At 40.9% G+C, this 22411-nt stretch carries 14 protein-coding genes; 3 read left to right on the top strand and 11 right to left on the bottom strand.

Annotation, left to right across the window (positions count from 1 at the left end):
* Positions 1-4: 4 nt before the first annotated feature.
* The 3 genes from ACPUEN_RS20095 to ACPUEN_RS20085 form a co-directional block, all read right to left on the bottom strand.
* Positions 5-1138 carry a carboxypeptidase-like regulatory domain-containing protein gene (locus ACPUEN_RS20095; protein ID WP_425637707.1) on the bottom strand — a complete coding sequence of 378 codons (1134 nt, stop codon included), beginning with the start codon at positions 1136-1138 and terminating at the stop codon, positions 5-7.
* Positions 1138-2292 carry a hypothetical protein gene (locus tag ACPUEN_RS20090; protein ID WP_425637706.1) on the bottom strand — a complete coding sequence of 385 codons (1155 nt, stop codon included), beginning with the start codon at positions 2290-2292 and terminating at the stop codon, positions 1138-1140. The genes ACPUEN_RS20095 and ACPUEN_RS20090 overlap by 1 nt, the downstream gene beginning before the upstream one ends.
* Before the next feature lie 526 nt (positions 2293-2818).
* On the bottom strand, positions 2819-4003 hold the full coding sequence (locus tag ACPUEN_RS20085) for a hypothetical protein (protein WP_425637705.1): 1185 nt from the start codon (positions 4001-4003) through the stop codon (positions 2819-2821).
* Positions 4004-4117: 114 nt separating this feature from the next.
* On the opposite strand from ACPUEN_RS20085, the gene ACPUEN_RS20080 reads away from it, so the two are divergent.
* Complete coding sequence (locus ACPUEN_RS20080) at positions 4118-5269, top strand: ATP-binding protein (protein WP_425637704.1); 1152 nt, start codon at positions 4118-4120, stop codon at positions 5267-5269.
* Positions 5270-5550: 281 nt separating this feature from the next.
* On the opposite strand, the gene ACPUEN_RS20075 is transcribed toward ACPUEN_RS20080, so the two are convergent.
* The 7 genes from ACPUEN_RS20075 to ACPUEN_RS20045 form a co-directional block, all read right to left on the bottom strand.
* On the bottom strand, positions 5551-6066 hold the full coding sequence (locus tag ACPUEN_RS20075; RefSeq protein WP_425637703.1) for a hypothetical protein: 516 nt from the start codon (positions 6064-6066) through the stop codon (positions 5551-5553).
* Positions 6047-7153, bottom strand: a complete 1107-nt coding sequence (locus ACPUEN_RS20070) for a 6-bladed beta-propeller (RefSeq protein WP_425637702.1) — start codon at positions 7151-7153, stop codon at positions 6047-6049. Before ACPUEN_RS20070 ends, ACPUEN_RS20075 begins: the two co-directional genes overlap by 20 nt.
* A 60-nt stretch (positions 7154-7213) precedes the next feature.
* Positions 7214-10408 (bottom strand): efflux RND transporter permease subunit, encoded by a 3195-nt coding sequence (locus ACPUEN_RS20065; protein WP_425637701.1) that lies wholly within the window; start codon positions 10406-10408, stop codon positions 7214-7216.
* Position 10409: 1 nt separating this feature from the next.
* Positions 10410-13454 carry an efflux RND transporter permease subunit gene (locus tag ACPUEN_RS20060; protein WP_425637700.1) on the bottom strand — a complete coding sequence of 1015 codons (3045 nt, stop codon included), beginning with the start codon at positions 13452-13454 and terminating at the stop codon, positions 10410-10412.
* Positions 13455-13457: 3 nt separating this feature from the next.
* A complete protein-coding gene (locus ACPUEN_RS20055; protein ID WP_425637699.1) occupies positions 13458-14528 on the bottom strand; it encodes an efflux RND transporter periplasmic adaptor subunit in 1071 nt (356 codons plus the stop codon).
* 202 nt (positions 14529-14730) lie between these two features.
* Positions 14731-15933 (bottom strand): 6-bladed beta-propeller, encoded by a 1203-nt coding sequence (locus ACPUEN_RS20050; protein WP_425637698.1) that lies wholly within the window; start codon positions 15931-15933, stop codon positions 14731-14733.
* Between the two features lie 82 nt (positions 15934-16015).
* Positions 16016-16552 (bottom strand): septal ring lytic transglycosylase RlpA family protein, encoded by a 537-nt coding sequence (locus ACPUEN_RS20045; RefSeq protein ID WP_425637697.1) that lies wholly within the window; start codon positions 16550-16552, stop codon positions 16016-16018.
* 80 nt (positions 16553-16632) lie between these two features.
* Between ACPUEN_RS20045 and ACPUEN_RS20040 the strand changes: the two genes are divergently transcribed.
* Complete coding sequence (locus ACPUEN_RS20040; protein WP_425637696.1) at positions 16633-17862, top strand: metallophosphoesterase family protein; 1230 nt, start codon at positions 16633-16635, stop codon at positions 17860-17862.
* On the top strand, positions 17859-20888 hold the full coding sequence (locus tag ACPUEN_RS20035; RefSeq protein WP_425637695.1) for an SbcC/MukB-like Walker B domain-containing protein: 3030 nt from the start codon (positions 17859-17861) through the stop codon (positions 20886-20888). The genes ACPUEN_RS20040 and ACPUEN_RS20035 overlap by 4 nt, the downstream gene beginning before the upstream one ends.
* A gap of 271 nt (positions 20889-21159) precedes the next feature.
* On the opposite strand, the gene ACPUEN_RS20030 is transcribed toward ACPUEN_RS20035, so the two are convergent.
* The gene (locus tag ACPUEN_RS20030; RefSeq protein WP_425637694.1) at positions 21160-22356 is read right to left on the bottom strand and encodes an ATP-binding protein; all 1197 of its coding nucleotides are present in this window, start codon (positions 22354-22356) and stop codon (positions 21160-21162) included.
* Positions 22357-22411 lie beyond the last annotated feature (55 nt).

Raw genomic sequence — 22411 nt, 5'->3', positions numbered from 1 at the left:
GCAATCAATTATATATCCTCTCTCGTATAAACTGCTCATCGATTTCCATCTTTTTATCTGGCTTCTCGTCTACTAAACGATGGAAAACTAATTTTCCCCGGTTTTGCTTGGTAAGATTTACTGCGTCACTTTTTATGCTGCTTTGCTTGATTATTTCTACTGATTTAAGGTAGGATCTTCCTTCAATTTTAAAATAATCTACTCGGAAACTCACATTACCCCTTGTGTAGGATTGCATTAAATTCCCCTCTTCCTTATAGGGAGAAACCACTTCTATACTTCTGATGTGATTGGTATTTCGATCAATATCGAAAGACACCTTATAGCCATCAGACTCTTTGGTAACCTTTACAAAGGTTTCTTCACCGATAGAATATAAATCCTCAAAGAACCAATCGCCTGTAAAAACCATCTTGGAATCGATAAACAATGCTTTCTCAAAGGTGTTTTTTAATGTAAGAAATTGTGTAAAGTAAGTATCATCCCCTTCAGGCTTGCCAAATGGAAAAGTAAAGCGCACCATTTCAGCTACGGTGATAAGTGAATATTTTTGGTTTCCTTTCAGCTCATTTACTTTGATCAAATAAGCTTTATCATTCCCTATGTGCTTATTTTTTCCCTTGGCACTTCGAAAACCCTGTGCTTCCATCAAAATATCCATCGCATACGCAAAAGTAGCCTCTTCATCCTCAATGACTTCTTCCTCGTAGGTAGCGAGCCCAATGTAATCTTTGGTATAGAAAGTTATATCGGCAAGGTCGATCGTATTCCGCAAAAACTCTTGTGGAGAGATACCGATATCAATCACATTAAACTCATACAACTGTATTTCAGACTCTTTGAGAAGAATTTGATTAGTCTGATTAGAATTAAGCTCAGATATTGGAATAATTGCTGACTGAAATCCTATGAAGGAAATAATCAATCGACCACCTGAATTCTCTGGTTGGATCCGGATTTCACAACGACCATCTACACCTGAAACTGCTCCATTCAGCGTTCCCTCTACCTGCACATGAGCATAGGCGATAGGATTATTTGTGCCGTTAGAAAGTATATTAAATGAAAAAGATTGCCCAAAGATCTCTGGGCTTACGAAGAGGCCAATCAGAAATAGCCATATACAACTCTCACGCATTAGTAATTAAGTTTAAACTTATAAACCACTATTTCCTCATTATCAGGATTGTCCAGAGAGCCATCCGCATAGTAATAGTCTCCAATTTTACCGATTACGCTAAAGAAATTAGGAACTTCCACGTCTCCTATCAGACGCTTTTGGTGATAAATCTGCATGCGTTGGGGATTTGTTCCCAGCTCGAAGGAATTGGGGTCAGGATTTCCAGTGGTGTAGGTTCTGAAGACCAATTCGTCTTCCGGGATCACTTTGATGTATTTGTAAAACCCTTTTTGAGTTTGATTTATTCTCCAGTAATCCTCCCAATCTTCTACGGTACTTAATTCACGGTAACTTTGATCCATACCGACTCCCTTGTTTCCAAAAGCCTCTTGCACTTCAAAATCCTCATCCAGAATATAGATAAGCGAATCCGGCTCGAAGCTGATATAAATTTCCTCTTCCAAAAAATCATGGAAGTAATAATCAAAATGTGGGATATGATTATACTTCTGATAAATCCCCGGCCTTTTACCCAACAACTCTATCACCTTGCCTGTATTTAGATCTACCTTGCCATAAAGCGGGGCTTTTTCATAATACTCCTTGTGCATCACAAAATTGAATCCTGGGTTTGAGGACTCTATTTTTGTATATAGAAATCCATCTCTGACTTCCAGTTGATTTGCCCAATATTTCACCTCATATATCCCAATATCATCTACTTTAGGATTTGATTCAACTTCTTTTAAATTACTTGAATGACTGAAGTCCAATAGTGTTCTATTCAAAAGACTGTTTGATTCATTGAATTCAAACAAAGTCCATCCATTCATAAAAAATTTCTTGTCATCAGAGCTGGTATAGATCTGAAATTCTGGTATTTCAGAGGGTCCATCACCTCTCGTTATGGGAATCCCTAAAAACTCACCGTTTTTATCAAATTCAATAACCTGCATGGAAAGCCGATCCAAAAAAATTAGCTTATCCTCCTCTAGCTCTACAGATCCTTTACCAACAAAACCTTCATAGTTAAACTGGACTTGCTCCAATTCTAAGTTTGTGATAACAATATTTTTTGGCAGTTGAGAGATGGAATTCTCTGAAAGTTTTTCAGTTTTTGGTGAGTTACATCCAAAAACTATTAATAATACAAAAATATTAGAACGAGTCATTTTTAATTTAACCTTTTATGGTTGAAGAGTAATAGCTCGCTATAAGAATTAGCGAGCTATATATTAATAAGTCAGATCTTTACTCTGGATCAAACCCCGGTTCCCATGTACAATCCTCACCTACTAAACAATTAAACTCTGGGCACCTAGATCGAAAACTAATAGCGTTTCCAGGCAAGCAGTAACCTTCACCCACAGTATGACATCTAGCATTTGAGCATGTTTCACCCTCTTCAAATGCATAACTATCTTGCGGCATACCTATAAAATAGAATAATGCCATACACGAAATAAATCCAATTATCTTCTTCATAAATATTAATTGTTAAAATTTCTCCTGTTCGCACCACGCAGGGCAGGAAAAAATAACCCTAAAAAATCACATTTACAGGTAACCTTGAAATTTCATTTTTAATTTACCCCCCCCCACCGACTAAAAATGCAAGTAAATTGAACTATTTTTTATAAAAAAAATAAAATAATTAGTTTAAAATTTAATCAATTGATAATCAAACTAGAATTGGTCTCAATCCTCCACCAGCCTCACTTTATAAAACAGATTGTAATCCCGCTCTACTTCCCCATCAGCCGCTTTGATAAGTAGCGTTCCATCTGGCAAACCAAGATTTACAACACCTGCAACTGGAAGCTCATTGAGGATTCCGATTTGCTGATCTCCCTTAACAATGATATAGCGGCGCTGCACATACTTAGCTACTGCTTCATTAAATTCCGGATCTCTGAAATACTCTTCAGATTTTGCTCTGAATCCATTAAAAATATCCTCTGGCATCGGGGTGAAAAATGTTAATATCTGGTAAGAACCAAAAGCTTTGATATCACTAAAGCCAGGATATACTAACCCATTCAAACCAAGTGCTGCCTCGTAGTCGTCCCGCTCAGGATGGCTCACGCTAACAGTTTTTTGATACACTGCGGTATTGCCTTCCAGCTTATAAATCCCAAATTGACTGCCCATTTTTGGTAAAGAAGAAAGTGTGTTGGTTGCGGGGTCAAATGATAAAGTAGCATCACTGGATCCAACCCATTTTTGCTCTTTTTTAAAACTCCAATCATCCGGAAATACATTTAGGTAGTAAACAGAGTCTTGCTCCACATCAAGAATAAATCCCGTATTCACCCGATTATAATAATCTGCGCCTATAGTTTCGAAATTAATATCAGCTGCTGAGAAGGAGTTCGGTTCTTCACCTACAATCTTATATTCCCCATTATCTTCATACACGGCAAAACTCTGCTTATTGTAAGTGATATTAAGTGACATCATATCCTTCACTGTACCCTTTGTTTTTCTTATTTTTTGGAAATCAGCATCGTAAATATGATAAGGCATCTCCATGGAAAGCTCCTTAAAAACATATCCGGATTCTCCGTAAAATCTCCCTTCCATAAATCCCATAATCTGATTTGGTCCTTCGCCGCCTAGTTCATGCGTTTCTTGGATTTCTCCGTTGCCACTGACCAGAAACACCCTTCCTTCTCTATTATTTTTCATCAGGTACTGATCCTTTGAAGGCAGATAATCCAAGATGGTCACCTGCTCCAGCAAATCCACCATAATAGAATCTACTACCTCAAATTGAAGCTCTTGAATTGGGCTAGTTGAAGTTGAAGTCGTTTCTTTTTCGGCGCAGGAAAAAAATACAGTAGCAAAAAGTGCGGTAAGGACAATAAAAGGGGATTTATTCATAGCTATTAGTTTAGGTTCTAAATTAGTCGGGAAAGGGGTGAATTATAGGACAAGAGATCTAATATAAATGAAATCATCCCTGCAAATCTAAAAATAATTTTTAGATTTGCAGGGATGATACATAGAGTAATCGAGAAACCATTCTTAAAATCTATATCACAATTTCCGGTGACTGGAATAGTTGGGCTTAGGCAGGTAGGTAAAACCACTGTCGCAAAACAGCTATTGCTTGATGCAAACGCCATTTATCTTGATCTCGAAAAGAATTCAGACATCAACAAGCTCAAAGAGCCTGAGTTATTTTTCTCGCAGAATCAAGACAAAACCATCATCCTGGATGAAATCCAACATCAGCCATCAATTTTTCCTTTGCTCAGAGCTGTCATCGACGAAAATAGAAAACCTGGCCGATTTGTAATCCTGGGCTCTGCTTCACCTTCCTTACTTCACCAAAGCTCCGAAAGTTTGGCCGGTCGCATCAACTACCTGGAAATGATGCCGTTTTCTATTTTGGAAACTAATGAAATAATAACGAGCCAAGATCTCTGGATTTATGGGGGATTTCCTGAACCTGCCTTGTCACAGGATTCGGACTTCGTCCAAGATTGGTACCGCAGCTTCACTACAAGTTACATTCAGCGAGACTTACCTCAGTATGGATTACCCGCAGATCCAAGGGTAACAAGGCAATTTTTGATGATGATTGCCTCTGTACATGGAGGGGTGCTCAGCTATGCGACTTTTGCCAAATCATTAGGATTGACCGCGCCCACGATCAAAACTTACCTTAGCTTTCTGCTAGATGCATTTCTATTGAGAGAGTTACCCTCTTGGTCAGTCAATACAAAGAAGCGCCTCGTCAAATCCCCCAAACTATATTTTCGCGATACGGGAATGCTACACTATCTGTTAGGGATCAAGAATATGGATAGCATCTTTGGAAATGTCGTATTGGGCAGTTCATGGGAAGCATTTGTCATTAATCAAGTTGCGATAGTTCTAAAATCCGATGACGAAATGTACTTCTATCGCACGCAAGACGGTTCAGAAATTGACCTCTTGATCAGGCGTAATAACCAATGGCTAGCAGCCGCAGAAATCAAATTCAGCCTTAGCCCCAAGCTCACTAAAGGAAATTATCTAGCAATGGAAGATTTGGGGATAGAGAAATTACAAGTCGTAATTCCCAGAGAAGAAAATTACCCGATGGCAAAAAACATTCAGGTGGTGGGGCTTACTCATTTCATCCAAATGATTTCTGGGTAACAATCTTTGTAAATATGAAAAACCCTTCAATTTCTCGCTAAGGGCATGCTGCTTAGGGTGACATATCAAAGGTTATCTAACAATTTGCCATGGCGCCTCCCGTGCAGCTGTCGGGAGCGGGAGATTAATTATTCAATGCAAAGCCTTCAATGAAACCATTCGACTTCGCTCAGGGTGACAACTCAACGGTTATCCAACGCTGCGCCTCCCGTTCGAGAGCGTCGCCGCGAGAAAAACCATTTTTGACCTTGCGTTTTTGAGGGAGATAAATCACCACTCCATCAATCCTTTCCCTTCCCAACCAGCTCATCCAAGGAATCCTGATAGTTTGGAAAAGACGGATTTTCTAAAGAGTGTTTGATCCCATCTTTCGTGTTAAATACAATTGATTTGGTATCACCTATCACATTATTCTTGTAAAAAATTTTCTCTGGATCATATAAAACTGGGTGTTGAAAGTTCGTTTCTTCCATCCAGTTCACTAGCTCCTGCTTATCTTTTCCAGAATAATAAAAGATAAAAACTATCTCAGGATTATTTTCAAAATACTGTTTCCAGTCAAACGTAATAATCGACATCCCTTTAACCGACTCGGAGTAGGCTATCACCTGATATTTCGCATCAAATGATTCTGACTGAAATTCTGGGCCTTTAGCTGGATTGATTATATCTGCTTCTCTGAAATGCTGAATCAACTTTACTTCTGGAGTTTCAGTCTCCTTTTGATTCATATAAAACAATAAAGCACCTATTCCTAAAACCAGAAATAGGATGATACTACTCAGGTATTTTCGCATAAATAATAACTGGGTTGGAATCCTCGGTGACTGAAGTTAAGGCTGATTTTGCATCTGGACTTAGATTTAGGGTTTCGCTATTTCTCACCAAATAAGGTGCATAGGCTATAAATACAAGCTGATCTCCTTCGATCCCAATAGGAGACTCAAAATATCCTTGTTCCTCTTCATCAATCTCAAGTTTAAACTCTTTCCCACTTTCTTTATTCCAGATATACAATTCCCTTTTCCTAACCCTTTCCTGCTGAGTGACTACATCTGCCAATAAATACTTCTCCGTTTCCTGCAAAAAATTAAGATTTGAAAACCCTTGTTTGGAGATCATCTCAAACCCTGGAAAGCCTTCCATTTCCCAGTATCTATCAGGAACCGTGGTCGACCCAAAATCAAATTTGTATACCTCCTTCAAAGAATCTCCTTCACTCAACTCATACACGCTGGTTTTAAAAGACTCTCTAAAAAGCACCGCATCATCTCCCTCAAAAAAAGCTTGTTCATCAAATGGAAGCATTTTCTCATTGAAATCATTCGGAAGCAGCTTCTTTTTCACTTCACCTTCCCCATCAGCAACAAAAAGTCGATGATCCCCTGCCACCATATTATAACTACTGTAAAACCACACTTCTTCCTCACTCACCTGATAAAAAGCGAAAGCATTAATGGGATAAGGAATAGTATTTAATAACTCACCAGATTTATCAAAGGAATAAATTTCAAGGGAGTTTCCCATTCCAGAACTCACTTGCACTACATCTTCGAATAGCCTGAAATTCTTAATTCTCAAAACCTGTCCTGGAGCCTCTCCGATTTCAGCCACCATCCCCAAGTATTTTCCCTCTTTCGAAAAATGTTGGATTCCTGTTGGACGATCATAATTCATCACAAAGAATCCGTCCTTATCGTATTTCACCATCAAGAATTCACTGAGCAAAGCAGTAGTGTCAGTCTCCAGAGGAATAGCCTTTTCAATCAGCAAAGCCGCAGAAATAGATTTCACTGCTCCAAAATCAATCAATTTTACCGCTTCAGGCTCTTTCTCGCTACATCCAATCAGGACTAAAAATGTAAATGCTAGTATTTTTTTCATTGTTAAAATTTAAATAAAACTAAATACTCTTGGATAAAACCTTCGAGGTTCAAAAAAACCTCAAAGGTTATCCAACTCTGCTGAGTCGCTGCCTCGCCGCGAGAAAAACCATTTCCTCTTTCGCCTTGGCGCCTTGGCGGGAGCTATCTTTTCCATGATAGGTTTCTTCCACAACAACACCGGCAAGACCCAAAACACCCCAACCATACTAAAAATCAATCCACCAATAGTTCCTATAGCAAGTGAGAACCAGAAAATCTCATTTTGCCCTTCAATAATAAATGGAATCAAACCAAAACAGGTAGACAGAATCGTGAGCAAAATAGGAATCGCTTTTCCAGCTACAGATTTGAGGACATTTCGGTTGTAAAGTCCTTGACTTCGATTATTCAGATCATTGACGATAAAGATCCCGGCATTCACAGCCAAGCCTCCTAGCATCACAAAAGCTGCATATCCTCCCTGATCAAAATAAAAATCAAATAAAGAAAAGATCAGAAACAACCCAATGAAACTGATTGGAATAATCGCGATGATATATACCGGCTGCTTGAGGTTCTCAAACAATACCGAGCAAATCATAAATATCCCAATGATCAATAACCCCAGCAAACCATACTGACGCTTCTGCTGATCATAATTCCAGCTATACGAATCCTTCTTGGCCTCATAACCGATTGGCATGGTCACTTTCATTTCCTCTAGCACCTCATCCAGATATTCATCCCCAAACTTCCTCGAACCCATGTACTCGAAAGCAACAATCCGGATGTATTGCCTATTTTCCTTGTGGAGTGAATTTGTGGTCGTTTCCTTGGTCAGGGTACCATAATCGGAGACTTTGTATATTTTATTTTCTCCTCCGATTAGTCCTTTTTGCTCCATGTCAAACTTACTGAAGTCGGCAGCTCTACGTTCTCTAATCATCAAACCGTAGTTTTTCTCCTCCAGCGTCAGAATAGTCGAGGCTCCCTGTGGCTTCGACATATCTTGCAAAGCGGTAAGTACTTCATACTGATTCGTTTGCCCCAGCGCCATTCTATTCTGATCCAAGCGAAGCACATATTCCTCCGTTTTCTGCTCGCCATATCCAGCCCGCTCGTTTGTCTTTACTTCCTGAATTCTCTTGTGAAGCAAAAGCTTTTCTGCCAAAACATTGGCTTGCCGCTCCAATTCATCAAAATTGTAGCCTTTCATTTTTACACGGTAGCTAGGAATCTGGTCGCTGGAACCTCCGGTATAAAACCCTTGTCCTACCCCATAGATATTCCACTGAGCTCCAGACCAATCTGTTGATTTCACAGAGAGTTTCCCCTTCAGCTGATAAGGCAAAGCACCATTTTCATAGGCTTCATCAAAGGTAATTTCTATACTTCCCTGCTGTCCACTATACACTGAAGTCACGAATTGATCTATGCCTTGCACATCATCCAGATAGGATTCAAACTCCCGCATGATAAAATCCATCTGCTCCAAGGTATTGCCAAAAGGCAGACGACAATACACATAAAGTTTCGTCTTGGCCGCCTCACGATAGCCGCTTTTTTCATAAACTCCCCGCACAAACATCCGCATGGAACCTCCAAGAGCTTTATCTACATAGGGTCTGATTTCCTCCTGATAGAAAGTATTCCCCACGGTTTTGTTATACCACTCATGCTCGTCCCATTTGGCAGGGAGAAAAAATATAGGAGTTCCAAATAGTAAAATGAGGAAGGTGATAAATGCCTTTCTGTATTTGGCCGTCCAGGCTATACTTCTTTCATAGTTTCTCAAATACTTGACGCGTTTCCGCAACTTAGGAACTGTCAATTTTCTGCCTTGCTTCACCGATTCTTTGAACATCACCTGATAGAAAGCTGGGGTAAATACCAAGGCAATCAAAAGAGAAATACCGAGCATCACCGAAACCACAATGGAAAATTCCGTAAGGTTTTTGCGGTCTTCCTCTGGCAGGAAAAAGACGATCATCAATGCAGCAATAGTCGTGAGAGAAGCTGCTAAAAGCGCAAGAAACACCCGACGGTTTTTGTGCTTGTGCAAGTGATCAATCATGATGATCGCATTATCAACGATCAAACCAAAACTAATCGTCAATCCTGCCAAGGAATACATGTGAATATCCACTTTGAGAAAATAAAGCACAATTGCACAAAGGCTCAGATTTGCCAAAATCCCCAAAAACAAGATACTCAGGTATTTGATATTTCTATTGATGAGAAAAATGAAAACCACCAAAATCAGGATGGAAAGTCCTGACCGCTTGTAGATTTTATTGAGTTCCTTCTCTAAGTATTCAGTATCGTCGTTTTCCAAACGCACCTCAAACCCAGCTGGAAGTGATTTACCAGCCTCCTCAATTGCTACTTTGAGCTGTTGCGCCAGCAGGACTTTATTGACTCCATCGCGGTTGTACACGGTAAGTGTCACCGAATTATTCCCATTAATCCTGTAATATCTGGTCGCTTCCGCTTCTTCTAAGGTCATGCTTGCCACATCACGAAGCCGGACTTCCTTCCCACCAATTTCACTGATGACCAGATTTTCCAGCTGATCCTTATCCTGAAGTGAGCGGTCCACCTGAACGAAGAGCGTTTGACCCACACTATTCATCACTGAACCCGGAAATGTCAGCCCAAATGCACTCTGAATGCTATTGGCTAACTGATTTCTAGTGACACCAAAAGACTGCATCTTTTGAATATCGTAAGTGACATAAAGCTGCAAATTATTTGCGCCAAGCACCTCGACTAACTCCACCTCTTCGTAGCGCGTCAGGGCAGGTTTGAGGATATCCTCTGTTATCTTCTTGATTTCAAAAGAAGCAAATGGCCCATTCACACTATAGGTCAAAATCGGGGATTTCTCCTGCGAACTAGTCTGGGACGATTGTGACACGGAAGGATACCCTACCCGCTGATCCATCTGTGGATAAATCTGCCTAATCATGGCGGAGATCTCAAACTTCTTCATTTCCATATCAGCCTTCTTGTCAAAAGTCAGCGTAATGGAACCACTATTATAATTGGAACTTGAAGTGATTTCCTTCAGCTCAGTCAATCTGGAGAAAGCACCTTCTAAGGGAGATGTCGCCAGTTTCTCCACGATTTCCGGTGAAGCATTTGGTATGCTATATCTCACCGACAATATTGGTGATCTAGCTCTGGGATTGAGATCTACAGAAAGCATAGGGATCACTGCAAACCCAAGGATGGAAACGACTACGAAGACTATCAGTATTCTGAATGGAGTCATATTATGCCGTTTTCAGTGATTTCTTTGAAACTGTAAACCAGTAAGCCAATGGCACAAAATAAAGGGCCGTGAGTGTACCGATAGTCAAACCACCGATCACTGCAAAGACTAAAGGACGCTGCAAATCAGCTCCCAAACCGCTGCTAAACACGATTGGAATCAATGCCAAAATAGTCGTAATTGAAGTCATCAAGATAGGCTTGAGACGAATCTGACCAGCTTTATGAAGTGCCATTTCCAACGCTTGTGCTGCAGAAATATCATCCGACTCCACATAAGTTGTTCGAAGTCTATTAATGGTATCGATCTTCAAAATCGCATCATTTACCATGATTCCCAGCATTACCACCAGACCAATAGCAGACATCACATTCAGCGAAGCTCCGAAAATCCATAGGATCAAAAATGCTCCACCGATCCCCAAAGGAAGCGTAAACACCACAATCAATGGCTGGATAAAACTCTCAAACTGAGCTGCCAAAATAAAGTAAAGTAGCAACACAGATATCAACAAAATACCAATCAACTGACGGATATTTTCCTTGTCTTTAAAGTACTGACCTACGACAGTTACTCCAAGATTTTTATCCTGTCCCCAGCGGGTATATTGTCTTAGATAGGCATCAGGATTCTCAGCGGTCACATTCAGAGATTGATAAATACCTCCTTTATCTGCCGTCACATATTTGTAATGATCTTCGTAATCATATTCTACAAATTCGCCAAGAATGTAGGAAGTTGTATCCGAGGCCACCACCCTGGTATTGCGAAGGATATCTTCAAATCGCGCATTTGGCTCCTTCAAGCGGATAGGCGTGATCTCTCCAAAGCGTCGTATATCGGTAATCGTATAACTTCCAAATAATCTGGAAATCTGAGTTTGAATAGCATCAACTGGTATTTGATAGGTAGCCATCTTATCTGCACGAAGCTTAAAGACCACCGAAGCTTCTTTCATCAACCCTGGTCCTCGCTCCCACTCTTGCGTTGGGAATTGACTAAGCCAAGGATCCATTTTCTCCTCGGGAACTGGCTCCTTGGATGCCAGATCTTTCCATCTCACTTCGTAGAAAGGCATATCAGAACTGAACAACTGATCAAAAGCATTTGGCGCATCGCCCAGTGTAAAGGATGCTTCCGGGTAATTCTTTTTCAGATTCGCTTCGAGTTCCTTGATCGCTGCTTCTTTTTCTTCTACACTAGGGAAAAGAAAGTACAGTAAGGATTGCTGAATGGAGTTTTCCCCATCGAAAAGTAAAAATTGTTTTACCCCTACATCTGCCTCGGCCTGAGAATAGGTTCCTTCCAGACTTTTCAAAAGAGTCACTACCCGATCTCTATTTTCAGAAGCTGAAATTGGCTCAGACCAATCCACATCAAGCGTCGCATCCAGCTTTTCTATCTCAGGAAGTCCTGTCGTTTTTAGCATTAGGCTCACTGCCAAACCAAGTGGAATTAGTAATAAAAACACCAGCATTGCGATTTTTCTACTTCCACTTATTTTGCGATAGCCAAATTCATACAAGCCTAGAACTTTGCTGAAAAATCTCCCTTCCCCATCGTCAAAGGCCCTTTTGCTTCGTGAAAACATCAGGAAATACAGCATAGGTAGCAGGATAAAAGCCACTGCTAGCGAAACCGAAAGAATCGCCGTCACCGCCACTGCCTGATCAAAAAACAGAGCACCAGAGATCCCGCTTAAAAACACCAACGGCACAAATACGGCCAGCGTAGTCAATACAGAACTAATCAGCGCTCCCATCACCTCATCCACACCTTCCACACAGGCTTCGAATATAGACAAACCAGCCTCTCGCTTCCGGGTAATATTATCCAAAACGATGATCGCATTATCAATCAGCATCCCGATACCAAGTGCCAAACCTGAGAGGGAAATGATATTGATCGAAAGATCAAAAAAGTAGAAGATAAGGAAAGAAATCAGCAAGGAAGATGGCAGACTCACCCCAATAATCAGTGGTAGTCGGTAATCCTTCATAAAGAGGAAAAGCACTGCGAAAGCGAAAACTCCACCAAAAAGCAAGGAAGTTTCTAAGTTGGAAATGGCAGCATTCAGGAGATTTGACTGATCCTGAGTGATCTCAAAATCCACCTGTGGATAATCCTCTTTAAATAACTCGATAGCCTCTTTGAGTGCAGGAATCAACTCATTCATTTTGGCAGAAGCCTGCTTGTGAACGGTAATCACCAGACTTTCCTGAGTACCAAAAAGGTGATACCCCAGTGTTTCCTGCGTCTCATAATTTACCTCGGCAAGTTTACCCAATGGAATAATCACACCTGAAGAGGCTGCTACCGGTAGGCTTTCTATGTCTTTTGGTGTGTCAACTCGCGTGGCCAAGCGAAGGTAATATCTGAACTGTCCGTCTTTCACTGAAATACCCGGAAGCTCCGAGTTACCGGATTGGATGGCAGAAATCACATTTTGCTGCGTCATTCCGAGTGCGGACAAAGCCTCCTCATTTGGCTTTACGGTAATGATTCTATCCTTCTTACCATTGATATCCACCAGAGAAACTCCCGGAAGCTGCTCGATTCTTTTCTTCAGGACATTCTCAGCAAGCAAACTTACCTCCACTTCATCTGCTCCTTCTTTTGGCACCACCTGAACACGAGCGACGGGAATATCTGAGGTATTGATTCTGATGACTTCGGGACGTCCAAGATCCTGGGGAAGCCCATTTGTCAATCGGTCTATTTTCTCATTAACATCTATGTAAGCCAGCTCCATCTGAGTGCTGTAATCAAAAGTCAATCGTATCGTTCCAACTTCAGAACCAGCTTTGGAATCCATTTCCTCCAAACCGTTCAGCGTGATCAAGCCCTCGCGAATTGGATTCAGGACATTTTGTTCGATAGCTTCGGGAGAAGCATTTGGATAACTGACCTTCACCACGATTTGCGGTACGTCGATCGGTGGCAAAAGCGAAATTGGCAGTGTGCGTAGGACGATGAAGGCAAAAACCATCAGCGCCATAAAAGTCATAAAAACTGCAATCGGCCGGGCCAGTAAAAATCTAACCATGGCTTATTCTTTTACGATTTGAACCGGAGCTTGATGCGCAAGTTGAAGGTTGTTGGAAGTGATTACAGTGCTATTTTCTTCGACACCTTCTAGAATCTCCACTTCCTCTCCATTGTCTTTGCCTACTTCCACATAGTTCCATTTGGACTCTTTATTTTCAATAGTGAAGACTACTGCTCTTCCTGATCTGTAGACCAGCGCATCTTTCGGAACTACTAAAGAGTTGCTTTGCGGAGCACGTATTATTGCTCTTGCATTCATCCCTGGCAGGAGATTTTTATTTGCTGCCAAAGTAATGGAAACCTGCACCAGACCACTCTCATCTACTTTGGGGTTAATTCCAGTCACTCGGCCGCTGAGGGCAGTTTGGGTATTTGAGATCGGATAGACCTCTGCTTTTTGGTTGATGGAAATTAAGCTAATCTCCGATTCCAGCACTTTGACTTTCAGAATGAATTCATTGGTTCCTAAAATCTGGCAAAGCTCAGTACTTGCTCCCACCAAACTTCCTGCTTTGTATTTGAGATCCGCCACCTGACCGGAAATAGGCGCTTTCACCACACTTCGATCAAATGCCATTTGAGCTTCTTTGAGCTCTACCTCGCTTAGAAAAACACCAGATTTAGCCCTAAGCTGCTCATCGACTATTGCTTTTTGCTCGGTATTATCTGAGGCAAATAAGGTCTCAAACCCCATCTTCTGGGACTCATATTCTGCATTAGCATTGCGCAAAGAAATCTTTGCCTTCTCCAGTCTGAATTCTGCCTCGGTTGGATCAAGTGTAGCGATAACATCACCTTTCTTTACGTACTGTCCTTCGCGGACATTCACTTCAAGTAGGTACCCAGCCTGTTCTATGACAGCGAGGACTTCAGCGCCGGCTTCAAGTTTACCAGTGGCATTGATCAGATAATCGAAGCTTTTTCGCTCTGCCGTGGCAACATTTACCTCAGTGGCAGCAACTTCGTTTCGAAAGGATTCTGTGGGAGCTTCTTCGACCTTTTCCTTATCTTCTTTGCAAGCAGAAAACAGGACAATTAAAAAACCGAAAAGTAGTTGAGTAGAGTTTTTCATTGAAATAAGTAGTTTCAATGAATAAGAAACTAACTAATTCTTCAATGTCAAAATCTTTATTGCTGAAAGGATGTTAAAAAACGTAAAAGCATTAAAAATAAAGTAAAAAAGTCTGTTAAGTCATCTGTGCTCCGTAATTGATTTTGAAAATATCATCAACCCAATCAGAATACTCACTTAAGAAACAAAAAATCCAAATCCCTTACAGACTATCTTTTAGCTTAAACTTCATGACGATGGTTTCTTCTAAATCGGTCTGACTTAATAGGTTTAACAACTCCTCATCATAAACAGAACCAGATTCCATATATCCCATAATTTCATCTGAGGCTTGACCAATACTTTCTACGTTCGAAGCGATTAAAAAACTCTTTGACTGCTTCGAATAAAATGGAGAATTATATGGGCCTTTGAAAAACATTCTAACATAAATATCAGCCTTTCCTTTTGCGGCATGTTTCAAATTCAAATGTCCAAACGTTTCACCACTTGCCAATCTTACACCAAACGTGAAGCCATTAGATGAGCCTTCTCTAAAATGATAATAACATATAAATTCATCCTTACCACCCAACTCGAACTTGGTCAATATATTCTCATTATTTTTATTTCTCTCACTCTCCTTAAATGCCATGTAATTTGAAGTGGAAGACTCTGGAAATCTATCTGGAAAATTAATTTCATATTTAACAGAATCCTCCTCTGTCCCTTCTCCTATTTTATAAATAATAGAGGATAGTGGATATGTATAATAATTACCATTAATAAAACCTGTATAATTCATAGCCTCATAGCTCCCATTTTTATTATAAGCCATCCTTTTATCAACCAACTCACCTTCAGCGCCATATATGTTAATGTTATAATTATCCTCTCCCTCAATCAAGTAAGAGTACAAAGCCAAATTCCCTGAAGCCAATACACTTATTTGGCTACCCCAGTCTGTGAATTTTATTGTGCGGATGAATTCGAGAGTTGATGAATCAAAAATGTAAACTGAAAAATCTCCTCTGGAATAAATATAGACCTGATTATCATATACATCGAAATCAGAAACCTCACTGAATTCTCCGGGCCCCTCGCCTTGGCTACCTACTATTCCCTGAAAGTTTCCTGCCTTGTCGAACGCAAAAACAACTTCTCTCTTCTGATCAAGAATAAATAGCTTATCGCCTATTTCTCGTATTTTACTTGCAATGGTAATTTTAAGGGAATCGGGAGTTTTAAGCAAAATATACGCTGCGTCCGAAAACAACTCTCTAGGTGAAATCAAGGAATCAGTTTCTACAACTTTCCCAAAATCGATTACTTTTTGCTCAACCATTTCTTCCTGAATAGCATTTTCTCCACAGGAAGAAAATAGCAGAGTCAAAAAACTAAAAAATACTAGCGCAGAGATTTTCATGGAGGAAATAGTTTGAAGTATTAAAAAAACTAACTATATCTTCAATCTCAAAATTTCACGTAACAATTGGCTGTTAATGATTCTAAAAATCCGGCAAGGAGGTGTCAATTTCTTTGGACGGTGGACTAATAGCAAGGTTCACAGGTCTCAAGCGCATGGTAGCTGGTTGGTCATCTCCAAAGTATTCTATTAGCCTTTCGATCTCCTCAATAGTTGCCACTTCCAATCGCACTTTAGTGATTCCGTCATCAAGCAAGCCTATTTGGGTGCCTGCTGCCCTGGACAAGTCAATAACACGCCTTGAAGTTCTTGGAAGTCTATCGTTGATTCTGACCCAAACAAATTCACCCGAGTCTTCTCGAGTCACTTTGACAAGAGTATTGAAAGGAAGAGTTTTATGTGCTGCAGTCAGACTATCCATATGAAAAATCTCTCCATTGGATGTCTTTTTCAAATGAAATCGACGACCATAGAAACTGGCTACCCCCTCTTGGATAAGCAAAGCATCAGGCGGCAGCTCGGGCTGATTTGGCTCGGAAATAAGCGAAGCCACCAAAATAAGAAGCCAATTCCACATACGTAATCTGAATTTCGCCAGCATTTCCAATAAAGATGCCAATTAATGTCAATTGTATCAAATGGCTTGCAGTAACTCTTTCATGGAAGTAACTTAGTTCTTCATTCATTTTTAGATACGATATGATCAAAATCCTCCATACAGCAGATTGGCATTTGGGAAAAAGACTTCAGGAATTCTCCAGACTGGAAGAACAAAAATTGGTTTTGGCAGAAATTCAGGAAATAGCAGATCAAGAAAATGTGGATCTCATTCTATTGGCTGGTGATATTTTTGACACCTTCAACCCCAGTCACGAAGCTGTGGAGTTATTATACAAATCTCTTAGAAGGCTCTCCAAAGATGGAAAACGCCCGATTATTGCCATCTCCGGTAATCATGACAGCACACAGTTTGTCGAAGCTCCTGATCCACTGGCGCGGGAGATGGGAATATTTTTCTATGGAAAATACGATACCATCATTCCTCTAGGAAAACTCGATAATGGAATAGAAATCACACAGTCTGCTGCAGGTTTTGTGGAGATGAAACTACCTGAAATTAATTTTCAAATTCGGATCATTTTAGCTCCTTATGCAAATGAGGTTTCTATGAAAACTTATCTAGGCGAAGGGGATCGAGAGGAAGAATTCCGCAATCTGATGGGTGCAAAGTGGAACGAGATTGCAGAGCAGTACTGCGATGAAAAAGGAGTAAATCTCTTTGCTGGGCACTTTTTCTTTATGAACGAAGGAGAAAAACCGGAAGCCGAACCAGAATCTGAGCGACCAATTCTTCATGTAGGTGGAACGCAGGCACTTTTCACCAGGAATATCCCGGCACAAATCCAATATGCCGCTTTAGGACATTTACATCGCTATCATTCGGTGGGTCACCAGCATTGCCCTGTGGTATATTCCAGTTCGCCTCTCGCCTACTCTTTCAGCGAAGCAGACCAGCAAAAGCAGGTCGTGATCATCGAAGCTGAACCTGGAAAGCCTGTTATTTACTCACCAATTGGCTTAAAAGAAGGAAGACCGCTTTATCGCAAAACCTTTGATAATCTGCCAGAAACATTAATATGGCTTGAAGAAAACCCTTATTGCTTTGTGGAATTGACTTTTATCACCGAAAGTTCTATCGAAGCAGCAACCCGGAAAGCAATTATGAAAGCGCACGATGGAATTGTGAATCTGATTCCTCAGATTAAAAATCCTTTGGGAAGAGAACACCAAAACCTGCAAGTGGAAGACCTCGGCAAAGACATGGAAAGTCTCTTCAAACTTTTCTACCAAAGTGACAAAGGGCAGGAGCCCAATGAGGAATTACTTACGATTTTTAAAGAAGTCATCAGCCAAAACGACGAAGCATGATTCCTATCAAACTTGAAATTCAGGGATTGTATTCCTACAAGGAGAAGCAGACGATTGAATTTGATAAACTAACCGCAGCGGGCTTGTTCGGTATTTTCGGAGCTGTAGGATCTGGAAAGTCATCGATTTTAGAAGCTATTCTATTAGCACTCTATGGAAGTACAGAGCGACTTTCTGATCGTGGAGAAAAGAACAGCATGGTCAATCTCCAAAGTGATCTGTTGCTTTTAAATTTTGAATTCAGCTCAGGAAAAAACAATGCTAAAACCTATTTGGCGCGTTATTCAGCAAAAAGAAACTCAAAGAATTTTGATGATATCAAGCCCGCGGAGCATACGTTTTATGAAAAGGCAGAAGGTGTTTGGGAGCCAATAACTGCACGAGCAGAAGAGATCGTCGGCATGAAAAAGGAGCATTTCAAGCAGACGGTGATTATTCCTCAGGGAAAGTTCCGGGAATTTATCGATCAAAAGCCACTTGATCAGGCTAAGATGATGAAGGAGCTTTTTGGACTGGAACGCTTCGATCTTTCCTTCAAAACAGGTACGCTTCTCAAAGCTGTTAAAGAACAAAAAATCCGTCTGGAGACTCAGCTGCAAGGGCTGGAAGCATTCTCTGAAGAAGGTCTGGCCGAAAAACAAAGTCAATTTTCTGAGCTGAAAACCCAGGCAACTGACGCTACGCAAAAGCTAAAAAATGCTGAAATTGACGTTCGTCTTCAGGAAAACATACGAATTAAAAACCAGCAATTATCGAAGTTCAAGGCAGAGCAAGAAAGCCTGAACACTCAACGTCCAGAAATAGAGAAACAACGTCAGCTCCATGCTGAATTCATCAAAGCGAAAACGCACTTAAGGCCAGTTTGGGAGAATATTCGAGATACCAGAGCTGACCTAGAAAAGTACAAAGTCAGCGTGATTGATTGTGAACGCTTCAAACTGGAGTTTGCTAAAGAAATTGAAGAACTGGAAGCGCAGGAAGCAGAGCTAAAACAGAAAAATCAGGAGAGACCACAGCGGGAAAGCAAAATCCGTGATTTGAAAAAAGTCATAGAAATCCAGTCCCTAGAGTCACAGCGAGAACTAGCAAATACCAAGCTGCTCAGTTTGCAACCAACAATTGAAGCTAAAAAACAAGCTCAAAAGGCACTGGAAGTCAAAATAGCCGAGTTGGAAAGTGAAGCTGAAAAAATCAAAACTACGGACAGTTCGCAATTAGCAAATTTGATTAGCTCGGCTAAAGAATGGAAAAACCTGGAAAATCAATTGGATAAACTTCAAGCTGAAGAGACCGAAATTGCAAAAGAAGTAAAGGAGATCACAGCAAAAATTGAAAACCTGAAATACACAATTCCTGCTAATCTGGGCTCTCTGGAAAGCTGGGAAATGAGCCAGAAATCCACCATTCAAGAACTGGAGAAACAACGGGATGGCATAATACAAAAGCAAGGACTTGCTGCACATGTTCATTTGCTACATAACGGGGAGCCCTGTCCACTTTGCGGAGCTGTAGAACATCCAAGTCCGCTTGAAGGGGATGCTGCTGATGGTTTAAAACAAAAAGATCTGCAAATACAAGAAGCCAAGTCACTGTTAGATCAAATCCAAGCTTCCAAAAGCTCAAACCGTGAATTGGTTTTTCATCTCGAAAATCATCAAAAAAACGGAGTTGCAAAAAAGGAGGAATTAAATGGAACCAAAGAAAAACTTAGCTCCGTAAAAGCCTCACTTGCTCAAGAAGGAATTGATTCACACAAAGATTTATTGTCAAAAATCCAGGCTATAGAGCACAGTTCCCAAAGTCGGGAAAAGCTACTTCAAGAAGTGAAAACCCTTCGCAGAAACTGGGATACTGAGCGAATTTCCATTGAACAATCTGAAAAAGAATTGCAACAAGCGCAGTTGAAGCTACAGTCAGTCCTATCCAATATTTCCTCGAAGAAAGAAGAAATCAGAGATATGGCTTTTTGTAAGAATTACTTTCAGAAGGACTCTCAAGCTATATTTACCACAATTGAAGGAGTCGAAACTGACATTTCAAAAGCTATTGAAGCACTTGATGGAAAGCAAAAGCTTCTTCGTGAAAGGAGAAGTTTAAAGGATAAAAACGACGCCGATCTTGAAAATTTCAAAAAACTTCGAAACCAGAATTCAGAAAGACTAGATACTCTCAGTACTGACTATGAAGCTCTAAAAATCCAGCATGGGTTTCTGGATGAGGAACGATTGACCCAGCTATTCCAGCATTCCCTTGATGCGGAGAAGGTTGCTCGGGACATTGCTGACTTTGACCGTAAGCATGATATAGCAGAGAATAGAATACAGGAATTGGAGGCTGAAAGAGGTGTTTCTAAATTTCAGGAGCAAGCATTCCAGGAGCTTATTGCTTCCTTCGAAAGCTTAAAAAGCAACGCTGAAACCTTCCAAAACCAAGTCTTATTGCTGGACAAAGAAATACAGGAAGCCATCGGGAAGTTAGCCGAAAAGAGAAGTTTGCAGGCTGACTTCGCCAAACTTGAGATCAGAGAAAGCTACCTCAAGGAGCTGGACAATATGTTCCGGGGTAGTGGATTCGTAAAGTTTGTGAGTTCGATTTACCTGAAGGAGCTTTGTAATACAGCCAATGTACGTTTTATGAAGCTATGCAAAAACAGGCTAAGCTTGGAAATAGATGATAACAATACCTTCTGGGTGATTGACTATTTGAACGGCGGAAAAAAACGGCTGCTGAAAACGCTTTCTGGAGGACAGACCTTCCAAGCTTCGCTGTGTCTTGCTTTGGCTTTGGCAGAAAAAGTAAAAGCACTCAATCAGGCAGACCAGAGCTTCTTCTTTATGGATGAGGGTTTCGGAGCCTTGGACAAAAATGCACTACGGGTGGTTTTTGAAACACTGAAATCCCTGCGTCATGAGAATCGAATCGTCGGAATCATCTCTCACGTGGAAGATCTTCAGCAGGAAATTGGGGTATTTGCTAATGTGGAACTCGATCCCGTGCTGGGCTCTCAGGTGAGCTATTCATTCTAGTTTCAGATTTTACTCAATGTACTGAGTAAATTTACTCAGCACATTGAGTAAAATTATAAAAACAGCCCATTTGTATTGAATATCAGATATTTATAGAATAATTTTTAAGGATAAATATTCCATATTAGAGCCTAAAATAATGAAGGAAAGCTCTGAATTTCATGCCTAAGAGCAAACTATTATATGTGTTTTACTAAAAATCAGCAGTCTCTGCAAAACCTTGGTGAACTCAGCGGTGAAAAACTAAAAAAGACAGTCAATTAGCTGTCTTTTAAATGTATAAATCTAGCACATTCATCTGCAAGAACTCCTCCCACGGAATACCATCTGTACCGATGACCAGGGATTTTTCGGGATGATAGGTGTTGGAGAAAGCATTCATCCCTGCCAGTCCTCCAACTTTTGCAGTCTTTACTTCCAAGGCAATGATTCGCTTTTTATATTCTACTATGAAATCCACCTCATCATTTCCTTCTCGCCAATAATAGATTTGCAGCTTTCGCTCCTTGAAGGATTGATTCACCAGATGCGCACCTACGGCAGATTCCACCCAACGTCCCCAGGCCCGGTGGTCAGCTTGTAACGTATCCACAGTTTCGTTGGAAATTCCTGACATGATGGCGGTATTATGAACCATGAACTTGGGACTTGAGGATCGCTTCCGCACAAGGTTTGGGCTATATTTCTCCAGCCCACTTAGCAATCCTGCTTCATTCAGAAGTTCCAGATAATGGGAGAGTGTGGTGGTATTACCCGCATCTGCCAGCTGCCCCATGATTTTGGTGAAACTCAGCACCTGACCTGAATAAGATGAACCAATCTCAAAGAGACGCTTCATAAGGGCTGGTTTATCTACACGAGTCAGCATGAGTATATCCTTTGAAATACTTGTCTCTAAGAGTGCATCACGGACATAATTCTTCCAGCGGTCTTCATCCTCCTTCAGCAGAATAGCGCCAGGGTAACCGCCATACCAGATGAATTCTTCAGGAGAAAGCCCGAAAGCCTCTTTCATTTCCTTGTAAGACCAATGTCCCAGGTAGGTGGACTCAAACCTACCTGCCAATGATTCGGTCAGACCCTGCTGTAGCATTAAGCGCGATGAACCAAGCAGCACAACTCTAATATCACGCTCCTCAGCGGTATCTCTATCCCATTCGGCTTTGGCTTGCTCGCTCCAGTTATCAATTTTCTGTACTTCATCGATAACCAAAATATAAGGGACTTCGGGAGCAGAGCTTTGCTTCATACGCACAGCTTCCCATTGCTGGGCTATCCAAAGCCTATCTGTAGCCGGCACCGCATCAGCCGCCACCAGCGTATGTGGCCAATTGATATCTTTCATGATTTGACGAACGAGGGTGGTTTTTCCTACCTGCCTAGGGCCATATATCACCTGAATGAACAACCGAGGCTCATCATGAAGACGTTTTTGAATTTGGATTTTTTCTGATCGCTGATAACTCATCTCCTTTACTTTTTATCCTGCGTAAATTTACTCATTATATTGAGTAAATTTCAAA

Origin of the sequence: Algoriphagus yeomjeoni, assembly GCF_049821175.1 — a bacterium.
GTDB lineage: Bacteria > Bacteroidota > Bacteroidia > Cytophagales > Cyclobacteriaceae > Algoriphagus > Algoriphagus yeomjeoni_A.
This window is presented reverse-complemented; position numbering and strand designations above follow the sequence as displayed.

What these genes read in the sequence shown, in the direction of transcription:
- ACPUEN_RS20065 (WP_425637701.1), bottom strand. Translation starts at nt 10,408, where the DNA reads ATGACTCCATTCAGAATACTGATAGTCTTCGTAGTCGTTTCCATCCTT.
- ACPUEN_RS20040 (WP_425637696.1), top strand. Translation starts at nt 16,633, where the DNA reads ATGATCAAAATCCTCCATACAGCAGATTGGCATTTGGGAAAAAGACTT.
- ACPUEN_RS20030 (WP_425637694.1), bottom strand. Translation starts at nt 22,356, where the DNA reads ATGAGTTATCAGCGATCAGAAAAAATCCAAATTCAAAAACGTCTTCAT.
- ACPUEN_RS20060 (WP_425637700.1), bottom strand. Translation starts at nt 13,454, where the DNA reads ATGGTTAGATTTTTACTGGCCCGGCCGATTGCAGTTTTTATGACTTTT.
- ACPUEN_RS20035 (WP_425637695.1), top strand. Translation starts at nt 17,859, where the DNA reads ATGATTCCTATCAAACTTGAAATTCAGGGATTGTATTCCTACAAGGAG.
- ACPUEN_RS20070 (WP_425637702.1), bottom strand. Translation starts at nt 7,153, where the DNA reads ATGAAAAAAATACTAGCATTTACATTTTTAGTCCTGATTGGATGTAGC.
- ACPUEN_RS20050 (WP_425637698.1), bottom strand. Translation starts at nt 15,933, where the DNA reads ATGAAAATCTCTGCGCTAGTATTTTTTAGTTTTTTGACTCTGCTATTT.
- ACPUEN_RS20090 (WP_425637706.1), bottom strand. Translation starts at nt 2,292, where the DNA reads ATGACTCGTTCTAATATTTTTGTATTATTAATAGTTTTTGGATGTAAC.
- ACPUEN_RS20055 (WP_425637699.1), bottom strand. Translation starts at nt 14,528, where the DNA reads ATGAAAAACTCTACTCAACTACTTTTCGGTTTTTTAATTGTCCTGTTT.
- ACPUEN_RS20080 (WP_425637704.1), top strand. Translation starts at nt 4,118, where the DNA reads ATGATACATAGAGTAATCGAGAAACCATTCTTAAAATCTATATCACAA.
- ACPUEN_RS20095 (WP_425637707.1), bottom strand. Translation starts at nt 1,138, where the DNA reads ATGCGTGAGAGTTGTATATGGCTATTTCTGATTGGCCTCTTCGTAAGC.
- ACPUEN_RS20085 (WP_425637705.1), bottom strand. Translation starts at nt 4,003, where the DNA reads ATGAATAAATCCCCTTTTATTGTCCTTACCGCACTTTTTGCTACTGTA.
- ACPUEN_RS20075 (WP_425637703.1), bottom strand. Translation starts at nt 6,066, where the DNA reads ATGCGAAAATACCTGAGTAGTATCATCCTATTTCTGGTTTTAGGAATA.